This window comes from Pseudomonadota bacterium (assembly GCA_039193195.1).
Classification (GTDB): domain Bacteria; phylum Pseudomonadota; class Gammaproteobacteria; order Steroidobacterales; family JBCBZW01; genus JBCBZW01.
Genome location: JBCCWS010000066.1, coordinates 1 through 20420 on the forward strand (window position 1 = coordinate 1; position 20420 = coordinate 20420).

A 20420-nucleotide genomic window follows, 5' to 3' on the forward strand; every position below is an offset into this window, starting at 1 on the left:
GGACTCGTGTTCCTCTCCGCAGGCCGCCACGTGTAGGCGCGAGAGCACAACCTTCAGCCATTGGCGCGAGACGAGCACGCCCTCATTATCCAGTGCCGAAGACCCGCAAGTGTCTGATGCGCCGTGTGCGTTTTGAGCGTCCTGGCGTGAGGGCTCAGGTGTAGAATTGTCCATAGATTCAAACCCTTAGTAGGTGATGACCTCTTGCATGGGGTGCAAGGGCGGCTGGCTAGAAGCACACTCCGGTCGGGCGCACGTTGTCGCGCCTTTCAACCACGGATGTGGCGCCGCTTTTATGGGTTCGGGTGACGTCGTAGAGGTCGACGACTGCATTGCGCCGGCCTGGACAGTTCGGCCGAAGTCGCGGCTTGCAATCCATCCTCCCTTCGAAGGAAGGGCCGCACGTCATGCAGTAGCCGGTGTGGGTGCACGACACCGTTGTCGAGACGTCACGCTGGGTCAGAACTGAATCGCTTGATACGACGGGATCACAGGCGGCCAGAAGGGCCAGGACGGGTGCCAGGAGCACGCACGACACGCGCATCGGTGATAAATCAACCGGTGCAGTTTCGGGGTAGTTATTTTGGCCCCCACCGCCAAGTCGTTGATCCGACTGGCTAAGATTTGCACTGAGTGTCAGTGCCTTGGAGGGCGAGGAGTCGGTGGTAAGTTCTTGTTTTGTATTGGTAGGCGCGGCTGGGATCGAACCAGCGACCACCACCATGTCAAGGTGGTGCTCTACCGCTGAGCTACGCGCCTTTCGAAGAGCCGCAAAGTGTATCCACATGGATCTGACCAGGCAAGCCGCCGGAGGGGACCCTTTGTACTGGATCACACTGAAGGTGCGCAGGGCGACCGGATGCGCGTAAGCCTCCACGGGGGACCCTTCCACGGGCGCGTCTTCGAGCGACGCGAGTGTCGCCTTGGGCTCCTTCTGCTGGTCACCGGAATCTCCGCTCGAGGGCTAGACCACCAGCTTTACCGGGTACGAGCGCAGGCCGGGGAGCGCTTCGCAGCCAGCGTGGAGCGCGACGGCAACGGCGAGTGCCATCGCGTGCTGCTTCCGGGCACTGTGTGAGCGCGGACTCACTCGTACTTACACGTCACCTCATCCACCGTCCAGAAACGCGCCACGCTGGCACTCAACCGCAGTAGGTACTCGTTTTGCACGGCGAGCGCCTCACGTTCGCGGGCGCTGGCGTCACTGCAGGAGTGCGAGTCATAGCGTCCGCTATGGTGCTGGAGAAAGTGAACGAGCTCGTGTACGTAGAGGGAGGTCACCTCCGGGCCTTCCTTGTCCCGGAAGCGCTCGTCGATGTAGATGATGTCCTCGTCGTTGTACCAGCCAACGGCGCGGCACTCCCGTCCGTTGCACACGTGCTCGACGAAGAACTCGTGGCTGCGCCAGGCGATCTCCGGGGGCGTGTCTGGGGCGGGGTAGCCGGAGAGGGTGGAGGCCCAGCTCAGGAGTGTGGCCAACAGTTCTTTTTCCAAGTCCCGCCCCTCGTGCACCTGTTTTCAACGTGCTTGCCCGGGCCACCCTGCACAACAGTGACGGACCCTGGATCGTGCCGTTCCCTCGGGTGTTTTCGTCGGGTTTGGCCACTTGGAGTCTGCTCCCCAAGGTCGGGGTCAGCACAGGGGGCGGGGCGTGCGCTTGTGAGCGACAGCCTTTGGGGTGCGGTCGCGAGCCCTCGCCCACCCCTGGCCGCCAGACCCTTAGCTGAGGTCGGGTCGAATGGTATCGATCGTCGCCCAACGAACGAATCGATGACAGTATACTTGCGCCATCGTCGCTACTAAGCGAATGGAACTCGGGAAGGGAAAGCGATCATGCTGGACCGACTGGTAGCGGCGTTGAAATGGCTGCTGCGTGCGGTGGCCGTAGGCGGAAACAAGGAGGCCGGCCGGATGGAAGAGAACTGTGCTGGTGGATCCAAAGGCGACGGAGAGCGGCCGGCCGAAGAGAGCGGCGACGGTCACACGCGCCCACCGCGCCCCGTCGATGACGATGGTCCCGTTGAAGACATCACCTATACCGATCAGGTTGTCGAAGTAAACATCAAGTCTGATTTCGAGGGAGAGATCACGATGAATCAAGCCACCAAGGATGCGGCAGAACACCTGAAGGAGTGCTGCGACGCGTTTCTCCAGGATGAGAACAGGGCTGGCGATCTCAAACAGGCCATGCGGCGCATGGGCAGCAGCATGGGGGATCAGGGTAAGGGCCAGGACGAGCCGGGCACCGGGGCACCGATCGGTGGCGGCGATCTGCCGCCGTTCGTGACGGTGAACGTGAACGTGACCAAGCAGGGCGAGTAGCTCGCGTGCGATGCCGGGCCGGAGCGATCGCCGAGCGTGCGCCCTCCGGCCCTACAGCGAGGCGATAGCCTCCTCCACCTCCAGCAGGCGGGGATGACCCGTCGGCACTACGGCCTGGCGGATCTCTAGTGCTTCTTCGAGGTAGCGTCGTGCCTCTTCGGTTTGTCCGAGGTCGCGAAGCACCTTGCCATAGCCTAGAAGAGTACTCGACCGGAACAGAAGCTCTTCCGGCAGCACGGCCAATGCCTCGTCGTACAGCGTTAAGGCCTGTCCTAGGTCACCGCGCAGGTAGACCACGCTGGCGAGGCGCGTCAGGTGCATCCCTACGTTCGGGTGGGTCGGGCCGAGCACCTCTCGATCGATCTCCGTCGCCGCACTGTACGCGGCTTCCGCTTCGGTGAGTTCGCCCATCTGCACGAGCAGATCCCCTAGATTGAAGTGCGTAGCGGCGGTGCGCGTGTCCGTTTCGCCGAAGGCCCGCTGCCTGATCGAAAGCGCCTCGAGGTATTGATCTCTCGCTGCTTGGTACTGCTCGAGGTCGGTCAGGGCGCGCGCTAGGTCGGACCGGGTCCGCGCGAGGTACTCGTGGCTGGGATCTAGGCGCTCCAGCTGAATCGCCAGCGCTTCCTGGTGCAGGTTCTTCGCATCCGCCGCCTTACCGAGGGCGCGCATCATGGCGCCCCGCTGATTCAGCACGATGGCAACTTCCTGGTGCCGATCGCCGTAGCGTTCACGATAGACCGCGAGCGCTTGCGCATTGGCCTCAACAGCCTCCTCCCATCCGTCGAGTCTAAACAGCATGTTCGAGTAGTCGGCGAGGGCCTCGGCGTACTTCAGCTCGCTTGTGCCACCCGCCTCGCGAAAGAGCGCTAGGGACGCCTCGTACCGTTCGCGCGCGGCGGCGATATCTCCTACCTTTAGCAGACTGTTGGCGATGCCGCTCTCGATATCGGCGATCACGAGCGGTTCGCCACCAAGTGCCAATGCCTCCGACCGCGCCTCCTGAAAGCGCAACAGAGACTCTCGGAACGCCCCGGTTTCCTGCAGGCCCTCCGCTAGCAGTCGGTATGCCTCGAGCAGTCCGGGATCCGGCGAGACCAGCAGTTGCTGTCGAATCTCTACCGCATCCGCCGCCAGCTCTACCTGCTCTTGATACAAGCCGAGCGCCTGGTAGAGGCGACCTAGCGTTACCATCAGCCGCGCGCGCACCTGGGGGGTCTGGGCAAGCTCCTCGTACAGGCGGGTCTGCGTATCGGCTAGGAGGTCACGCACGAGAATACGATCACCTGGGCCTACGGTCGGATCCCAGGATTGGAAGATGTTCTCGAGGAACTCGGCGGTCTGGGACGCCTTCGTGCTTTCCGCTTGAGCCACCTCGTAGGCTTCCCGTACGCGCTCGGACTGTACTGTAGCCGTTACTGCCCAGCCGGTTAGCAGCACGGCAAACAAGGCCACCGCAACGCTGGCCAGCGGATGACGGCGCAGGAACTTCCAGCTGTTGTAGGCCATGCTGGGGGCGCGCGCCGCCACCGGCTTGCCGCCGAGATAGGCCTGGAGATCGGCAGCGAAGGCCTCCATTGAGGGGTAGCGATCCTCCGTCTCGCGCGCCACTGCGCGCATGACGATCGCATCGAGATCCCCACGCAGCTGTCTTTCCCGCAGCTGCCGCTCGCGGCGATAGGCCGCACCGTCGAGGGGTGAGTCGAGTACGGGCACGGCGGAGTCGTCCGCGTGCGCCTCCTGGCCGCCAACCACTTGGCGTTCGTCCGTCCTCAACGCCAGACTCGGGCGTGATGCCCCCACCTCGCATATCTCCCGCGCGAGCACGTAGAGGTCAGCGCCACGACGGAAGGGACGGCGTCCGGTCAGCAGTTCATAGAGCACGACGCCGAGCTGGTAGACGTCGGTTCGGATGGTGATGTCGCGCCCGCGAATCTGCTCTGGCGCCGCGTACTCGATGGTCATCGGGCGTTCGTCCGAGCGCGTCACCGCCGCCGGGCGCGAGCTCGAGTCGCCGAGGAGTTTGGCGATGCCGAAGTCGAGCAGCTTCACCCGGCCCTGTCCGTCCACCAGTAGGTTCGAGGGTTTGACATCGCGGTGGATGATCAGCTTGCCGTGGGCGTACTGGAGGGCGCGGGCGACATCGAGTACGAGGCGCACACGCGATTCCACGTCTATGCGTTGCCAGCGGCAGTACTCCGTGATGCGCCGGCCCTCGACGTATTCCATGATGAAGTAGGCCCGGCCTTCATTGGTCTGTCCGGCGTCGTAGAGGGCGGCGATCGAGCGGTGATCGAGGCTCGCCAGCACCTGCTGTTCCGTGCGGAAGCGCACCTGCTCGATGTCATCGCTCACGGTGCTGCGCAGAAGCTTGACGGCAACGTACTGCTCGAAAGCGCCGTCGGCGCGCTCGCCGAGGTACACCATGCCCATGCCGCCTTCGCCGAGTTTGCGCACCAGGCGGTAGTGGCCTACCTCGCGGCCGGCCATGTTCTGCTTCTCACGCTCGCGATCGGCGAGCACGCGCAGGGCGTCGTCCGCGACGCTCTCATCCAGTGGGGAGGTGGCCTCGTCCGCGTCGAGCATCAGCTCGACTTGTTCGCGCAGGGAGATGTCCTCGCCGCAGGCCTCCTCTAGCACCTGCTGGCGCTCCTCGGCCGGTGCTGCCCACACGCGGTCCACCACCTTTTGGATGTCGTCCCAACGTTTGGGGGTGAGCTGGCGGATGGTGTCGCTCATGGTCCTCGGGTCCCGCGGCGGCGCGCCGCCGTCCTTCTGCGGATGATACACAGTTGCGTCGCCGGCCCCGACGCCCGTGCTGCGCCTGCGATGCTACTATCCTGTGGCGCTGAGTCGAAACGTGGGGTTGGTCGTGGGGATTGCCACCGAGCGAGTGGAAGAGGGGGCCTCTTGAGGGAGGCCGCGAGCGCTATCCGCGAGGCTGTGGAGGGCTCGGCGGTGGCGCGGGTGATCGAGGAGGAGAAGCTCCCGCAGAGCTATCGCGAGGCCCTGCGCGAACACATCGCGCCCGTGGCGACGCGAATCCTCAGTGCATTGACAGAAGCCTCCAGGCCGCTGCTGATCGGTATCAATGGTTGCCAGGGTAGCGGCAAATCCACCTTGGCGCGTTTTCTTGCCGTGTTGCTGGAGGAGGCCGGGGGCCTGCGCTGCCCCGAGGTGTCGATCGACGATCTGTATCTGCCCCGTGCGGATCGGCTGGCCCTCGGCGAACAGATACACCCTCTGTTGGCCACGCGGGGTGTGCCCGGAACGCACGATCTGCCCCTGGGGAGCGCTGTCCTCGAGGGGTTGCTTTCCCCCTCGCGCGAGGATTCCGTGGCCATTCCGCGCTTTTTGAAGTCCATCGACGATCGGGCGCCCGAGGCGCAATGGTCGCGTTGGGAGGGCGCTGCCGACGCGGTGCTGTTCGAGGGATGGTGCGTGGCCTGTACGCCGCAGGAGGAGTCCGCCCTTGGCGAACCGATCAATACACTCGAAGCGGAGGAGGACCAGGACGGTCAATGGCGCCGTTATGTGAACCGCAGCTTGCGCCAGGATTACCCCGCTCTGTTCGCGCCCATCGACTTTCTTGTCTTTCTGCGCGCGCCATCCTTCGAATGCGTGCACCAGTGGCGGCGCAAACAGGAGGAGAAGCTGACCCAGCGCCTGCGCGAGGAGCAGGCGCCTCCAGAGGCTTTCTCTCGGGTGATGAGCGAAGCTGAACTGACCCGTTTCATCCAGCACTACGAGCGGCTGACGCGCCACATGTTGAACCACCTCAGCAAGCGCGCCCAAGCGATCATTGATCTGGCGCAGGATCACCGCTTGGTGGCCCATCAGCTTTGCGGAGAACCGGGCGCCATGGGGCCAGCGGATGCCTGAGCCGCTGGTGGTCTACACGGACCTCGACGGCACCCTGCTCGACCACTTCACCTACGACTGGTCGCCGGCGGCGCCCGTGCTGACGCGCCTGGCGAGCGCGGGCGTCCCCGTGGTGCTCGTGACCAGCAAAGCGCGAGGAGAGGTGTCCGAGTTAGCCAAGGCCCTCGACAACCCCCATCCCTACGTCGTCGAGAACGGCGCCATCACCGTAACGCCCGAGAGCTACTTCGGGGAGTCTGGCATTCATCCCCGCGGGCCACGCGAGCCGGTGGATGTGCAGTACCACGGGCCCACTCGGGCCCAGCTGACCGAGCAAATCCAACAGCTGCGTGCTCGCCTCAACCTCAGGTTTGAGACCTTCGGCGAGCTTGGCTATGCGGGAATCGCCGAGCACACGGGCCTCTCCCTGCAGGCCGCCGCACGGGCGGATGACCGCGAGGCCTCCGAGCCCCTGCTGTGGCTCGAGGAGGATCCAATTGCCCTAGTGCGCTTTCGCCAGGCGCTGCGCGAGCGTGATCTCAATTGCGTTCGGGGTGGGCGCTTCGTGCACGTGCTTGGGCCGGTGGACAAGGCACGGGCGGTCGCGATGCTGCACGGGCAGTACGAGCGACGTCTACCGCAGGCGCCCCGGCGCGTGGTGCTTGGGGATGGGCCCAATGATCTGGCCATGCTGGCACAGGCTGACGTCGCCGTCGTGATCCCCGGGCACCACGACCAGGACATGACCCTGCCGCAGGGCGCGCGAGCGGAGGTCTTGCGGCCCGCGCACGACGGCCCTCGGGGTTGGGCTGAAGCGATGGAACACGTGCTAGAACGCTACGGATACGACGGCAACTAGGGGAGTCAGGGATTTGGCCGATTTTCACCAGAATGGGACAGTTACCACGCTGCACAACTTGACCCGCAGGCCCGTGGAGTACATCGAAGCTGACCTGCAACGCTTCTCTCGCTACCGTCCCCTCGGCCTGGTCCTGCCGTCGCTTTTCTCGGAGCTGCAGCAGCCGGCCCTCGCGAACATAGTGGACGAGCTCACCCACGTGAATTACCTGAACCAGGTGGTGATCGGGTTGGACCGCGCCAATGAGCTTCAGTACCGTGAGGCCCTGCGCTACTTCGGCCGACTTCCCCAGCACCATCGCGTGCTGTGGAACGACGGCCCGCGCCTGCAAGCTATCGACGCCCAGCTGCGCCGCGAGGGGCTTGCGCCGTCGGAGCTTGGTAAGGGGCGCAACGTGTGGTACTGCTACGGTTACGTGCTCGCGACCGGCATGGCCGAGAGCATCGCCCTGCACGACTGCGACATCGTCACCTACGATCGAAGCCTGCTGGCCCGCCTGCTGTATCCGGTGGCGAACTCAAGCTTCAGCTATGAATTCTGCAAGGGTTACTACGCTCGCACGTCCACCTCTGCCATGAACGGCCGCGTGAGTCGGTTGCTCGTCACGCCCATGATCCGCGCCCTGAAGACCGTGTGCGGAGCGAGCGAGTTCCTAGACTACCTCGACAGCTTCCGCTACCCGCTAGCCGGCGAGTTCAGCCTGCGCAAGGACGTTATCCAGGACCTGCGCATTCCCTCCGACTGGGGGCTGGAGATCGGTGTGCTCAGCGAGCTAGCGCGCAACTACGCTAACAATCGCATCTGCCAGGCGGACATCGCCGACCGCTACGATCACAAGCACCAGGTGCTGAGCCCCGAGGATGCCTCCAAGGGCCTATCGAAGATGAGCATCGACATAATGAAGGCCTTTTTTCGCAAGCTCGCCACCCAAGGTGAGACCTTCTCCATGGATCGATTCCGCACGATCAAGGCCACCTACTTCCGCATTGCGCTCGATTTCGTCGAAACCTACCAGAACGATGCGTTGTTCAACGGCTTGCGCTACGACCGTCACCAGGAGGAGACGGCGGTCGAGATGTTTGCTAGCAATGTGATGTCGGCGGGCGACTACTTCCTGCGCAACCCCGAGGAGGCGCCGTTCATCGCGCCCTGGAACCGGGTCATCAATGCCATCCCCGACATTCTCGAGCAGCTTGCCGAGGCGGTTGAAGAGGACACGATCGCCTTCCGCGAGGGGGAGGGCGGCGCGTGAGCGCTACGTTGCCACCAGGCAACGGGCGCGGTGGGGCCCGTGGCGAGCTGTTGGCGCGAGTACAGCAGCATCTCTCGGTCATCTATCCCGAGCTCGATGCAATCACCTGGGGCCATCGCCTAATCGAAGCGATAGGCGGTGATTCCGACGCGCTGTCCGTGCCGCAGCCGTTCGTCAATCACTGGGATGAGCGCGACGCCCTCATCATCACCTATGGCAACTCGGTCACCCGCGAAGGCGAAGCGCCACTGCAGACCCTGCGCCGCTTTCTCAACGAGCATCTGTCCGGTGCGGTGAGTGGTGTACACATCCTGCCGTTCTTTCCCTACAGCTCTGATGACGGTTTCGCGGTGATCAACTACCTGCAGGTGAACGATGCGCTCGGGGATTGGGAGGACATCCGCGAGATCGCCGAGGAGTTCGATCTCATGTCGGACCTGGTCATCAACCACGCGTCGGCACGCTCGGGCTGGTTCGAGAACTTCAAAAAGCGTGTAGACCCGGGCCTAAGCTACTTCGTTGAAGTTGACCCGGACACCGATGTCTCGATGGTGGTCCGCCCCAGACCCTCCCCGCTGCTGCAGACTGTGCAGACGCTAGATGGCGAGCGCACGGTCTGGTGCACCTTCGGCCCGGATCAGGTAGACCTAAACTTTGCCAATCCCCAAGTCCTTTGGGAATTCGTCAACATCTTGGGACGCTACCTCGACGTGGGCGTGCGGACCCTACGCATGGACGCGGTCGCCTTCCTCTGGAAAGAGATCGGCACGCCATGCATCCACCTGCGTCGCACGCATGAGATTATCAAGCTGCTGCGCACGCTGGCCGAGTTCCGTCGCCCGGACGTGTTGGTGATCACCGAGACCAACGTGCCTAACCGCGACAACCTGACCTATTTCGGTAATGCCAACGAAGCACACGCCATTTATAACTTCTCTCTGCCGCCCCTGCTCGTGCACACGATGTTGAGCGGCAATTGCCGTCACCTAAAGACGTGGATGATGAGCATGCCGCCCGCCCAGCACGGCACGACCTACCTGAACTTCATCGCCTCCCATGACGGCATCGGCCTGCGGCCCGCCGAGGGACTGCTGTCCGATGATGAGTTGGGCAGCATGATCGATGCTCTGCGCGCCTACGGCGCCGAGGTCTCGATGCGCGCGGGGCCGGACGGTGCGCTCAAGCCCTACGAGGTGAATATCTCGCTGATCGATGCGATGGCCGGCACCGCGGCCGGGCAGCGCGATCGGTGGCAGTTCGAGCGCTTCATCTGCATGCATCTGATCATGCTGGGGCTCGAGGGCATTCCCGCCATCTACGTGCACAGCTTCCTCGCCACGCCCAACGACCACGACCTGTTCGCACGCTCCGGGCGGGCCCGCTCGATCAACCGCCACCAGTGGCCGGAGGACGAGCTAGCGGAGCGGCTCTCTGACGGGCGCAGCCTGCACGCGCGGGTGCTACGCGAGCTGTCTCGATCGCTAGCGATTCGCCGTCGCCAGCCCGCCTTCCATCCCAACGCGACTCAGTTCACCCTTCACCTGGGGCTGGAGCTGTTCGCCTATTTCCGCCAGTCGACGGACCGTTCGCAGAGCATCTTTTGTGTTTACAACGTGACGGACCGTCCCCAAGTACTGTCCTTAGCAGATGTGAATCTGATCAGTACGGATCAGTGGATTGATCTACTCAGCGGAAGGGAGATCGAGGCGTTGGCGGGCGAGATGACCCTCGCGCCTTACCAGGGCATCTGGTTGTCCAATCGGGCCTTTGGCGTCGCGCTGCCCGGGCTTCGCGCTTAGGAAGCGCTGCCACGGGGGAGAGCTGCTCCCTGATTCGCGGCGTTTATCGACGGGTCGGTACGCTTGGTTCCAGTTGGTTGACCCCCTTCGACGCCCCGCAGCATACTTCGTCTCTTTTTTTAATCTCGCCTAATACGCGAGAGGTTTTCCACGTGCCCGTCTTCACCTTGCCCGACGGCAGCCAGCGCAGCTACGACCATCCGGTCAGTGCTGCCGATGTGGCTGCTGACATCGGCCCCGGCCTCGCCAAGGCCGCGGTCGCCGCAAAGCTGAACGGACGCCCGGTGGACACCTCGACGACCATCCGCGAGGACGCCGAACTGGCGCTCGTGGCCTCAGCGAGGAGTATAAGGCGAAGATCATTGCCGACCTGCCGGAGGATGAGGTGATCTCCGTCTACGGCCAGGGCGACTTCAAAAACCTATGCCGATGCCGTGGGCCGCACGTCCCGAGCACCGGACATCTCAAGGCCTTCAAGCTGACGAAGGTGTCCGGCGCCTATTGGCGGGGTGATGCTCGCAACGAGCAATTGCAGCGCATATACGGCACAGCCTGGCCCGACAAAAAGCAGCTGAAGGCTTACCTCCGGCGCCTGCAGGAGGCAGAGAAGCGCGGCCACCGGCGCATCGGCAAGGATCTGGAGCTCTTCTCTATCCAGGAAGACGCCGGCGGCGGTCTGGTGTTCTGGCATCCCAAGGGCGCACGCATGCGCCGGGTGATGGAGGACTACTGGCGCGAGCGCCATATCGAGGCGGGCTACGAGCTGTTGTACACGCCCCACATCGCCCACGAGAGCCTCTGGTACACCTCCGGCCACAAGGACTTCTACGCCGAGTCCATGGACAAGCCGATGGAGGACGACAATCAGCTCTACCAGCTCAAGCCGATGAACTGCCCCTTCCATATCCTCGTGTACAAGGATCGCCTGCGGTCCTACCGCGAGCCACCGATCCGCTGGGGGGAGCTCGGCACGGTCTATCGGCATGAGATGTCCGGGGCGCTACACGGGCTGATGCGCGTGCGCGGCTTCACGCAAGATGATGCGCACCATTTCTGCAGCGAAGAGCAGATCGAGGATGAGATTCTCGCCATCCTAGATCTCAATCTGACCATGCTGCAGGATTTCGGATTCGAGAAGTTCGAGGTCAATCTGCCCACGAAGCGCGAAAAAGCCGTTGGTTCGGAGGACATCTGGGAGCGTGCCACTGCCGGTCTGCAGGGCGCTCTGGAGCGCAAAGGGCTCGAGTACGTGGTGGACGAGGGCGGCGGCGCCTTCTACGGCCCGAAGATCGATCTGAAGATTGAGGATGCCATTGGCCGTAAGTGGCAGTGCTCGACGATCCAGCTCGACTTCAATTTGCCCGAGCGCTTCGAGATGATCTACGTGGCCGAAGGGGGCGACCGCAAGCGGCCGATCATGATTCATCGGGCCTTACTTGGCTCTCTTGAGCGCTTTTTCGGCGTGCTGATCGAGCATTTCGAAGGTCGATTCCCTACCTGGCTGGCGCCTGTGCAGGCGGTGCTCATGACGATCACCGAGCGCCACGACGCCTTCGCCGATGAGGTCCGCGAACACTTTAAAAATCAGGGTCTTCGCGTAGAGACAGACTTGAGAAACGAGAAGATCGGATTTAAAATTCGAGAATATGCCTTGCAGCGGGTGCCCTACCCGCTGGTCATTGGTGATCGCGAAGTCGAAACCCGAAGCCTGTCGGTGCGAACCCGCGCCGGTAAGGACCTCGGGTCTTTGTCTGTCGACGATTTTACGCAACACCTGGCTCGTGAAGCGGCAGAGCGCCTTCCCGAGCCGGCTTGACGGAGTAAGATTCTATCGCACAGGGCGGCAACAAGCGCGCGCGGCGCAACGCGGAGATCGAAGCCCGGGAAGTCCGAGTCATCGATCAGGAAGGCGAGCAGGCGGGCGTCATGGCAGCACGAGACGCATTGCGCATGGCGCAAGACGCGGGGTTGGATCTGGTGGAGGTATCACCGAACGCGGATCCTCCCGTGTGCCGGATCATGGATTACGGCAAGTTCGACTTCGAACGTAAGAAGCGCGAGCGCGAAGCTAAGAAGAAGACTACGCATACGCAGATCAAGGAAGTGAAGTTCCGGCCGAATACGGACACCGGCGACTACGCGGTCAAGCTGCGTAACCTGAAGCGGTTCTTGGAGCACGGAGACAAGGCCAAAGTCACCGTGCGCTTCCGCGGCAGGGAAATGGCCCACCAGGACATCGGACGACGTGTACTGGAGCGGGTGAAGGAAGATCTCATCGAGTTAGGCACCGTTGAGCAATTCCCGAAGATGGAAGGTCGTCAAATGGTGATGGTGATCTCGCCTAAGAAGAAGCAGTAGCTTTCTAAGGCGAGTCACACATCGAAGAAGAAGCGAGTCGAGCGTGCGTTGGCAGCGCCGTTTGGCTCCACCCGTCCGGCCCTCAAGATGTCGCGGCGGTGTTAACAGGAGTTTTCGCCATGCCCAAGATGAAGAGCAATAGTGGCGCTAACAAGCGGTTTCGCAAAACTGCGAACGGCTTCAAGCGCAATCAGTCGCATCGTCGTCACATCCTGACGAAGAAGAGCACCAAGCGTAAGCGCCACCTACGCCCCCACACCCAAGTGGCCGAGCAAGATGTGAAGATGCTCAGCCGCCTGCTGCCGTACGTGTAAAGGAGACGAACCATGGCACGAGTCAAGCGTTCCGTCGCCGGCCGCGTCCGGCGCAAGAAGATTCTTCGTAAGGCCAAGGGCTACTACGGCGCGCGTCGCAAGACCTTCCGCGTCGCCAAACAGGCGGTCATCAAGGCCGGCCAGTACGCCTATCGTGACCGCCGTCAGCGCAAGCGTGAGTTCCGCTCCCTGTGGATCGCACGTATCAACGCTGCCGTGCGCCCCCACGGCCTGTCCTACAGCCGATTTATCAACGGCCTGAAGCTCGCTGGGATCGAGATCGACCGCAAGGCCCTTGCGGAGCTCGCGATCCATGAGCCGGACGGGTTTGCGGCGATCGCCAGGCAGGCGACCGACGCACTTGCCGCCCGGCCCACCGCTGCTGCGAGCTAGGCCGCTTTCCGGCAGTCGACCGTCCGCCGCGGTGGCGGATGGTCACCTCTTGTAAGCAATTCCGTTAGCGAACGACTCACCGGTCGTGCGCCGCGTGCGGACGGGTGACGAAGGAGCGAGTGGTGGAACCCCTAGGCGAACTGTTGGCGCGTGCCACCAGTGAGGTAGAGGCCGCAGCAGATGCCGCGGCGCTCGACGAGGTGCGCGTGCGCTACCTCGGCAAAAAGGGTGCGCTCACGGAGCGCCTCAAGGGCCTTAGTGCGCTGCCGGGCGATCAGCGGCGCGATGCGGGGCGTGAGATCAACGTCGCCAAGGGGCAGCTTCAGCAGCTGCTCAACTCACGTCGCGAAACCCTCGCGGCCGCCGCGCTCGCCGAGCGCCTCGCTAGTGAGCGGATCGATGTCACCTTGCCGGGGCGAGGGGTAGCCACCGGTGGTCTGCATCCGGTAACGCGGACCATGCAGCGGGTAGAGGCCCTGTTCAGCCAGGTGGGCTTCGACGTAGCCGAGGGTCCGGAGATCGAAGACGACTTCCACAACTTCGAAGCCCTCAACATCCCCGAACACCATCCCGCGCGTGCCATGCACGACACCTTCTACATGCAGGGGGAGAAGTGGCTGCTTCGCACGCACACCTCGCCGGTGCAGATCCGCGAGATGCTGAGCAGCGAGCCGCCTGTGCGCCTGATCGCACCGGGGCGGGTGTACCGCTGCGATTCCGATGTTACTCATACGCCTATGTTCCATCAGATCGAAGGACTGGTGGTTGATGAAAACATCAGCTTCGCTAACTTGAAGCACGTGTTGCACGAGTTTGTGCAGCAGTTCTTCGAGCAGTCGCTAGCGTTGCGCCTGCGGCCGTCCTACTTCCCGTTCACGGAGCCCTCGGCGGAGGTCGACATCGGCTGCGTGATCTGTGGTGGCGAAGGCTGCCGCGTATGTTCGGGCACGGGGTGGCTGGAGATCGCCGGCTGCGGCATGGTCCATCCGAACGTGCTGCGCCACGCGAAGGTAGATCCGGAGCGCTACACCGGATACGCCTTCGGCATGGGCGTGGAACGACTCGCCATGCTCCGCTACCACGTAGACGATCTGCGTCTGTTCTTCGAGAACGACGTTCGCTTCCTGCAGCAATTCAACTGATTTTCGGGAGACTACCGTGCGCTTCAGCAATGCCTGGCTGCGCGAGTTCGTGGACCATGATCTGAGCCCCGAGGCGCTCGGCGCCCAGCTCACCATGGCCGGCCTCGAGCTGGATGCGATCGAGCCGGCCGCACCGGCCTTCGAGAAGGTGGTCGTCGGGTGTGTGCTGGCGGCGGAGCAGCACCCGAACGCCGATCGCCTGCGCGTGTGCGAGGTGGACGCCGGCACTGGAGAAACCCTGTCGATCGTCTGCGGTGCGCCGAATGCGCGAGCCGATATCCGGGTCGCCGTCGCGCTGGTGGGTGCACGCCTTCCCGGCGACTTCAAAATCAAGAAGAGCAAGCTGCGCGGCGTAGCTTCCGCCGGCATGCTCTGTTCCTCGCGCGAGCTCGGCCTTGGCGATGAGCACGACGGCATCATCGAACTCCCCGCCGACGCGCCGATCGGCACGCCCCTGCGCGAGTACCTCGACCTGGACGATGCAATCATCGAGGTGGACCTCACACCTAACCGCGGCGATTGCCTGGGCCTGATCGGCATCGCGCGCGAAGTGAGCGCGCTGAACGATATCGATCGCCCGCAGGTGGACGTGCCCGAGGTGCCGTCGCCGGGCGATGACGTGCGCGGCATTACCCTGTCGGCACCTAAGGCCTGTCCCGTGTACGCCGGTCGCGTGATCCGCGACATCCGCCCCAAGGCCACCTCGCCCCTGTGGTTGCAGGAGCGCTTGCGGCGCAGCGGTCTCCGATCGATTCACCCGGTCGTCGACGTTACTAACTACGTGATGCTCGAGCGCGGTCAGCCCATGCACGGCTTCGACCACGGTAAGCTCAGCGGGGATATCGACGTGCGCCTCGCCCGCGAGGGTGAACAGCTGACCCTGTTGGACGGCAAGGAGATCATCCTCGACGACGACATGCTGCTCATCACGGATGGGTCCGGCCCGGTTGCCTTGGCAGGGGTGATGGGGGGCGAGTCCACCGCCGTCGACGACGATACGGTCGACGTGTTCTTCGAGAGCGCCTGGTTTGCGCCAGCCGCGATCGCCGGACGCGCGCGGCGTATCGGCCTGCATACGGACGCCTCCCACCGCTACGAGCGCGGTGTCGACCCGAGGGGGCAGGTGGCGGCCATCGAGCGTGCCACGGCCCTGTTAATCGACATCGTTGGCGGCACGCCGGGACCGGTGGTGATCGCGCAGGACCCATCGGCGCTGCCGGTGCGGCCTCCGGTGGCGTTGCGCCGCTCGCAGCTCGACCGCTTGATCGGCATTCACGTGCCGGACGAGGCGGTGGAAGCGGGCTTCAAGCGCCTTGGTCTGGCGATGGAGCGTACCGGTGACGAGGGCTGGCAGGTCACCCCGCCGAGCTTCCGCTTCGACATCAATATCGAAGCCGACCTCATCGAGGAGGTCGCGCGCCTGTACGGCTACGACAACATTCCCGCCCAGGCTGAGGCTGCACCGCTGACGGTGCGTCCGGTGAGTGAGTCGCGCTTGCCTGACGTGCGCCTGAAACAGCTGATGGTGGATCGCGACTACCAGGAGGCGATCACCTACAGCTTCCAGGATCCGGCGCTGCTCGACAAGGTGGGCATGCCCAACAACGACGCGACCCTCGCCAATCCCATCAGCTCGGATCTCGCGGTGATGCGACCGAGTCTTCTCCCCGGACTCTTGGTGGCGTTAGGGCAGAACGTGGCGCGGCAACGCAGTCGCGTGCGCTTGTTTGAAGTGGGCGCACGCTACCTGACTGACGGGCAGGGCGGGTTTCGCGAGGAGAAGATGCTGGCCGGTGTCGCGTGCGGCGCCGCGAAGCCCGAAGGCTGGGCGAACACATCCCTCGCCGTCGACTTCTTCGACGTGAAGGGCGACCTCGAAGCGCTCCTCGCGCTCACGGCAGATGGAAGCCTGGAGTTTGTGCCCGGCGGGCCCGAGGGTCTGGTGCACCCGGGCAAGAGTGCGTGGGTGCGACGCGGCCGTCAGGACGTTGGGTTTCTCGGTGCGGTGCACCCGAGCCAGCTGACGGCGCTCGACCTTCCAGCGAACACTCATTGCTTCGAGCTGAGCATGGCGGCGCTGACGGAGGGCGGGCTGCCGAACTTCACCGCCGTGTCCAAGTATCCGTCAAGTCGTCGGGATTTGGCGCTCCTGGTTAATGAGGCAACGCCCGCGCACGAGATCGTGCGCACGATCCGGGAGGCGGCGGGGCCGCTACTTCAGGAGGTGGTGCTGTTCGACGAGTACCGCGGGGACAAAGTAGATTCAGGTCTAAAAAGTATCGCTTTGGGCTTGATTTTGCAGGAGTCGTCGCGCAATCTAACCGGTGAGGAAGCGGATCAGGTCATCGACCAGGTTCGCCGGCAGGTGGCAGAAAAGCTGGGCGCGAAGATCCGAGACTGAGATGGCACTCACCAAGGCCGACATGGCCGAATCCTTATATAACGAACTCGGGCTCAACAAGCGAGAGGCGCGTGAGCTCGTAGACCTATTCTACGAGGAGCTCCGCAACGCGCTGGCGTCGGGATCGCAGATCAAGCTTTCCGGTTTTGGTAACTTTGATCTTCGAGATAAGAACGAGCGACCCGGCCGCAACCCCAAAACCGGCGAGGAGATTCCCATCACCGCTCGCCGCGTGGTGACCTTCAGGCCAGGCCAAAAGCTCAAAGCGCGAGTAGAGGCCTATGCTGGAACCGGCGAATAACGACGAACTGCCGGCCATCCCTGGCAAACGCTACTTCACGATCGGTGAAGTCAGCGATCTGTGCGCCGTAAAGCCCCACGTGCTGCGCTACTGGGAGCAGGAGTTCCCGCAGCTCAAGCCGGTTAAGCGTCGAGGCAATCGGCGCTACTACCAGCGCCAGGACGTGATCATCATTCGCCAAATTCGCAGCCTACTCTACGATGAGGGCTTCACGATAGGCGGTGCACGGCAGAAGCTCACAGGTGAGGCAGCCCGCGAAGACGTCACGCAAAGCCAGCAGATTATCAAGCAGTTACGCTCGGAACTTGAAGAGATTTTGAGGGATCTGAGGCGCTAGCTGACTTGAACCTCACTCCAGTCGAGTGACTGCCGTGGATTTACGACCCGGCGCCACTAGCGTGTACCCGCCGAAGCGCCCCTTCTTCACAGTCACCTCGTCACCTTCCCGCAAACGGAACAGGCTGGTTACCGACTTTTGGCGCCAAATCTGATCGTTGTCCAAGGTAATGGTGAGCAAGCCGTCGCGCCGCTTGGAGATGGCAGCTACCGTTGCTTTGATCTGTGGGGTCTCCTCGGGCGGCTGCTTCTTGCCCTTAGCCTGGCGTCGCTCGACTTGCTCCTTGCCGAAGTCATCGTCGCTCGGCGCCGCTTTGGGGGGCAACGGTTCCGGCTCGGGCGGTTCAACCTCGGCGTTGGCGGTCGAGGTCGTCGCCGGCGGCTCGCGCAGCGCCGCGTCGAAGCAGCGCAATCGGACCTTGTCCCGGGGGATGTTGGCGCAGTCGCGCACCTTGTCAGCGATCTCCGCATCGGTTGCTGCGCTGGCGTGCGGGGTGGTGAGGATCACCGACAGGGCGGCTGCGAACAGGCAGTCGAACGCGTGTTTCCTGGGCGAATTGGGGCGGGTGCTCACTGGTGCCGGTTTCCTGAGTTTGGCCTCTGATAAGGTGGAATCCTACCAGAGCTGTCCCTCCGACGATGCTCAACAAGGCGATGCAAGGCACTGAGAATTATGCGAAACAAGGGAGTCACCAGCAGTGGCCGGTAAGAAGCAGAAAGACGAGGAGATCCTAGAAGCGGATTTCGAGGAACTCTCCGTGGATGACATTCCTGGTGTCGCGCTCCCGGATTCCCTAGACGACGACCTCGATGCGACCGCCATGAGCGACGGCAGTCCGCCTACCCTGAAGAAGGTCGGTGGCCTGCGACGGAAGAAAAAGAAGAAGGTGGGCGCGCGTGCGGGCGGCGGCGGTGGCGGCATGATGAGGAAGAAGAAAGGGCTAGCCGCGCGGCGAGCCGGTGCGGGTGTCGGCGCAGGCGCGGCGAGCGCCGGGGGCGATGGACGCAGTGCCGCGTTCGACGAATCTGTTGCCAGCGGTCGCGAAGTCCTTAAGCAGATGATTCAGCGCCTGACCCCGGAGGAGGGCGAGGCCGACGGCAAGCGCAAGGGCATGGTTCAGGCCCTGCGGCGGGTGGCGCGAGGCTACCGGGAGCTCGAGCAGGAAGTGGCCCGTCTCAAGGGCGAACTTGAGCGAAAGTCGTGACCTGAGCGCGCGAGTGCGGGTATCATTACGAATCTTGTCCGAGCGTCCGCTCGCACGAGCCCGGTCGGGGCGTGGCGCAGTCTGGTAGCGCACTTGCATGGGGTGCAAGGGGTCGTGAGTTCGAATCTCGCCGCCCCGACCAAATTTCCTGGGACTTGTGAGATTACGCGTTGCGGCGCTCTGATTCTCCAGGGATAGCGTCCGACGCCAAGAGCCACGATCGGTCCTTGTCAGTCTCGAAAGACAGTGACGATCCCGACCTAACGTCGGCAGCGGCAGCGAAACCCGACCAACGGTGCAGACATCACAGGTGCACGAGGGCATGGGGCGGGTCCAAGAGCGCACATACGCCCCCCTTCCATACGTTCCATCCGTGACGATGCGCTCGACCCCGTCTTCAATGAAGGCGACCTGGTCAAAGACGCCGAGATCATACTCGCCACCGGCTTCGCCTTGATTAAGTAACGCTAGCAAGATCAGTCCGGACGCCTGGCGCAACGCCGCAGGGCAGCGCCCAGATCAGGATCCCACGATGAGCCTCCACATCGCTCCTACGGAGCGGTTCTTTCTCGACACCAGCGGGCCGCGCTTCGCCGACATGGTGGACAGCTGCGATCACCTTCGCGAGACGATGCTCCTCGGCAAGGGTACGAGCCGCTGGGGCATGAAGCTCTGGCCGGCTGGCAAGTACTGCGGCACGTGGGCCGGTTCGAAGTCCAGCTTCCGCGGTGAGACAGTGGCCCTGGTCTGCATCGCCGCATCGACGAGCTCGACGGCCAGGAGGAGCGCCGCGGCGACGACTCGGACACGATCGAGGATGGCCGCGCCCGTACGGAGACGCACCCGGACGGCCGAGTGGTGGTCACGTCCACAGCGAGCCAGGGGATGGTAGGGCCTACACCGATGAGCACGGGTTCGTGCGCTTCGAGGTGGTCGATTCCGACGAGGTCGCCGATCGCCTGCAGTCTCGGATCCGGATGTAGTGGCAGGCGGGAACGCGGCACGATCACGTGGTGTCCTGCCGCAAAAGCGAGTGCGGCGAGTACTTCATTCCTAAGCACGCATTGCTCGTGCTGGAGAGGTAGGGCATACCGACCCAAATCGGGCGCAAGGCGCGGAGCCGCTGCAATCACTGCGGCCACCTGCATAGCCAGGCAGAGCGGGATTGGGGTAGGACCGGAAACGCCGTGATGCTCGGCCTCCTCACGAAGGCGGTAGCCGACATCCTCGTGTTTTGGTTCGGTGCGTCTGCGGGCGAAAGGGGCAATGACGCCGCAGCTGGGAGAGCCTAGATGCGAACAACCGCCTGCCTGACTCACTGTCCTCTGGACACGAACGACAAGGACGCCCGATGCCCGCACCGTACTTGACCGCTCCCATTGGGGGCGGAGACTACCCGCCGTTTGAGATCGTTGGCGACACCAGTGGCAACCCGCCAGCCGCCACGGACATGCTGCTGACGATCGATAACGTTCTGGGCGCGATCCAGCTGGTGACTTCCTCGACGGGAGAGCAGCGATACATCGGCGCTGTGCAAGTGACTGCCCACTACACGGGCACTATCGAAAAGCTCTGCCTAATGGACCGTGGCTCTGCGGCGCCCGGCACCGTTGACCACGATTACGCCAACGCGGACGGCGTCACGGTGAAGAAGCTAGGCGCCGTAGTGAGCGCGGTAACTCAGGGCGAGCAATACTTGGCTTTCCTCGACGTACAGGTACCCTAGCGCTGTGCTTCAGGTGTGCTAGTTCCGACTTGATCTGACACCTGACTTGAAAAAAGTGAGGGTTATCGACTTTGATGGAAGTGCGAACTTTCAATCAAAACCATGGAGATAACCCTCGTGATTGAGTCTACACAGAGGATCATTCGAAACA

Annotated in this window: 18 protein-coding genes, 2 tRNA genes and 1 pseudogene; 17 read left to right on the forward strand and 4 right to left on the reverse strand. The window is 63.3% G+C overall.

Annotated features, from left to right (window positions below; translation table 11 throughout):
- Positions 1 to 684: 684 nt before the first annotated feature.
- Positions 685 to 759, reverse strand: a tRNA-Val gene (locus AAGA68_25670).
- A gap of 100 nt (positions 760 to 859) precedes the next feature.
- On the opposite strand from AAGA68_25670, the gene AAGA68_25675 reads away from it, so the two are divergent.
- The gene (locus AAGA68_25675) at positions 860 to 1078 is read left to right on the forward strand and encodes a hypothetical protein (GenBank protein MEM9388459.1); all 219 of its coding nucleotides are present in this window, start codon (positions 860 to 862) and stop codon (positions 1076 to 1078) included.
- Positions 1079 to 1086: 8 nt separating this feature from the next.
- Here AAGA68_25675 and AAGA68_25680 read toward each other — a convergent pair whose 3' ends face one another.
- The gene (locus tag AAGA68_25680) at positions 1087 to 1494 is read right to left on the reverse strand and encodes a hypothetical protein (GenBank protein MEM9388460.1); all 408 of its coding nucleotides are present in this window, start codon (positions 1492 to 1494) and stop codon (positions 1087 to 1089) included.
- 339 nt (positions 1495 to 1833) lie between these two features.
- Between AAGA68_25680 and AAGA68_25685 the strand changes: the two genes are divergently transcribed.
- A complete protein-coding gene (locus tag AAGA68_25685; protein MEM9388461.1) occupies positions 1834 to 2322 on the forward strand; it encodes a hypothetical protein in 489 nt (162 codons plus the stop codon).
- Positions 2323 to 2373: 51 nt separating this feature from the next.
- Here AAGA68_25685 and AAGA68_25690 read toward each other — a convergent pair whose 3' ends face one another.
- The gene (locus tag AAGA68_25690) at positions 2374 to 5061 is read right to left on the reverse strand and encodes a serine/threonine-protein kinase (protein MEM9388462.1); all 2688 of its coding nucleotides are present in this window, start codon (positions 5059 to 5061) and stop codon (positions 2374 to 2376) included.
- A 171-nt stretch (positions 5062 to 5232) separates the two neighbouring features.
- On the opposite strand from AAGA68_25690, the gene AAGA68_25695 reads away from it, so the two are divergent.
- The 12 genes and pseudogenes from AAGA68_25695 to AAGA68_25750 all read left to right on the forward strand — a co-directional run bounded on the left by AAGA68_25695 (position 5233) and on the right by AAGA68_25750 (position 17339).
- Positions 5233 to 6204 (forward strand): phosphoribulokinase, encoded by a 972-nt coding sequence (locus AAGA68_25695; GenBank protein ID MEM9388463.1) that lies wholly within the window; start codon positions 5233 to 5235, stop codon positions 6202 to 6204.
- Positions 6197 to 7042, forward strand: a complete 846-nt coding sequence (locus AAGA68_25700; protein ID MEM9388464.1) for an HAD-IIB family hydrolase — start codon at positions 6197 to 6199, stop codon at positions 7040 to 7042. The genes AAGA68_25695 and AAGA68_25700 overlap by 8 nt, the downstream gene beginning before the upstream one ends.
- A 13-nt stretch (positions 7043 to 7055) precedes the next feature.
- The gene (locus AAGA68_25705; GenBank protein MEM9388465.1) at positions 7056 to 8294 is read left to right on the forward strand and encodes a glycosyl transferase; all 1239 of its coding nucleotides are present in this window, start codon (positions 7056 to 7058) and stop codon (positions 8292 to 8294) included.
- On the forward strand, positions 8291 to 10093 hold the full coding sequence (locus tag AAGA68_25710) for a sugar phosphorylase (GenBank protein MEM9388466.1): 1803 nt from the start codon (positions 8291 to 8293) through the stop codon (positions 10091 to 10093). Before AAGA68_25705 ends, AAGA68_25710 begins: the two co-directional genes overlap by 4 nt.
- A gap of 152 nt (positions 10094 to 10245) precedes the next feature.
- Positions 10246 to 11909 (forward strand): annotated as a pseudogene (thrS, locus tag AAGA68_25715) (threonine--tRNA ligase).
- Between the two features lie 14 nt (positions 11910 to 11923).
- The gene (gene infC / locus AAGA68_25720) at positions 11924 to 12451 is read left to right on the forward strand and encodes a translation initiation factor IF-3 (protein MEM9388467.1); all 528 of its coding nucleotides are present in this window, start codon (positions 11924 to 11926) and stop codon (positions 12449 to 12451) included.
- Positions 12452 to 12570: 119 nt separating this feature from the next.
- Entirely contained in the window at positions 12571 to 12765 is a 195-nt protein-coding gene (gene rpmI / locus AAGA68_25725) for a 50S ribosomal protein L35 (GenBank protein ID MEM9388468.1), read from the forward strand.
- 12 nt (positions 12766 to 12777) lie between these two features.
- Entirely contained in the window at positions 12778 to 13158 is a 381-nt protein-coding gene (gene rplT / locus AAGA68_25730) for a 50S ribosomal protein L20 (GenBank protein MEM9388469.1), read from the forward strand.
- 122 nt (positions 13159 to 13280) lie between these two features.
- Positions 13281 to 14300 carry a phenylalanine--tRNA ligase subunit alpha gene (pheS, locus tag AAGA68_25735; GenBank protein MEM9388470.1) on the forward strand — a complete coding sequence of 340 codons (1020 nt, stop codon included), beginning with the start codon at positions 13281 to 13283 and terminating at the stop codon, positions 14298 to 14300.
- A gap of 16 nt (positions 14301 to 14316) precedes the next feature.
- Positions 14317 to 16701: a phenylalanine--tRNA ligase subunit beta gene (gene pheT / locus AAGA68_25740; GenBank protein ID MEM9388471.1), complete on the forward strand. Its 2385-nt coding sequence runs from the start codon at positions 14317 to 14319 to the stop codon at positions 16699 to 16701.
- Between the two features lies 1 nt (position 16702).
- On the forward strand, positions 16703 to 17002 hold the full coding sequence (gene ihfA, locus AAGA68_25745; protein MEM9388472.1) for an integration host factor subunit alpha: 300 nt from the start codon (positions 16703 to 16705) through the stop codon (positions 17000 to 17002).
- A complete protein-coding gene (locus AAGA68_25750; GenBank protein MEM9388473.1) occupies positions 16983 to 17339 on the forward strand; it encodes a MerR family transcriptional regulator in 357 nt (118 codons plus the stop codon). Before ihfA ends, AAGA68_25750 begins: the two co-directional genes overlap by 20 nt.
- 12 nt (positions 17340 to 17351) lie before the next feature.
- Here AAGA68_25750 and AAGA68_25755 read toward each other — a convergent pair whose 3' ends face one another.
- On the reverse strand, positions 17352 to 17912 hold the full coding sequence (locus tag AAGA68_25755) for a hypothetical protein (GenBank protein MEM9388474.1): 561 nt from the start codon (positions 17910 to 17912) through the stop codon (positions 17352 to 17354).
- Positions 17913 to 18036: 124 nt separating this feature from the next.
- On the opposite strand from AAGA68_25755, the gene AAGA68_25760 reads away from it, so the two are divergent.
- The 3 genes from AAGA68_25760 (at position 18037) to AAGA68_25770 (ending at position 20269) form a co-directional block, all read left to right on the forward strand.
- Positions 18037 to 18543, forward strand: a complete 507-nt coding sequence (locus tag AAGA68_25760; GenBank protein ID MEM9388475.1) for a hypothetical protein — start codon at positions 18037 to 18039, stop codon at positions 18541 to 18543.
- A gap of 65 nt (positions 18544 to 18608) precedes the next feature.
- A tRNA-Pro gene (locus AAGA68_25765) sits at positions 18609 to 18685 on the forward strand.
- A gap of 1209 nt (positions 18686 to 19894) precedes the next feature.
- Positions 19895 to 20269, forward strand: coding sequence for a hypothetical protein (locus tag AAGA68_25770; protein MEM9388476.1), 375 nt, complete (start codon positions 19895 to 19897; stop codon positions 20267 to 20269).
- Positions 20270 to 20420 lie beyond the last annotated feature (151 nt).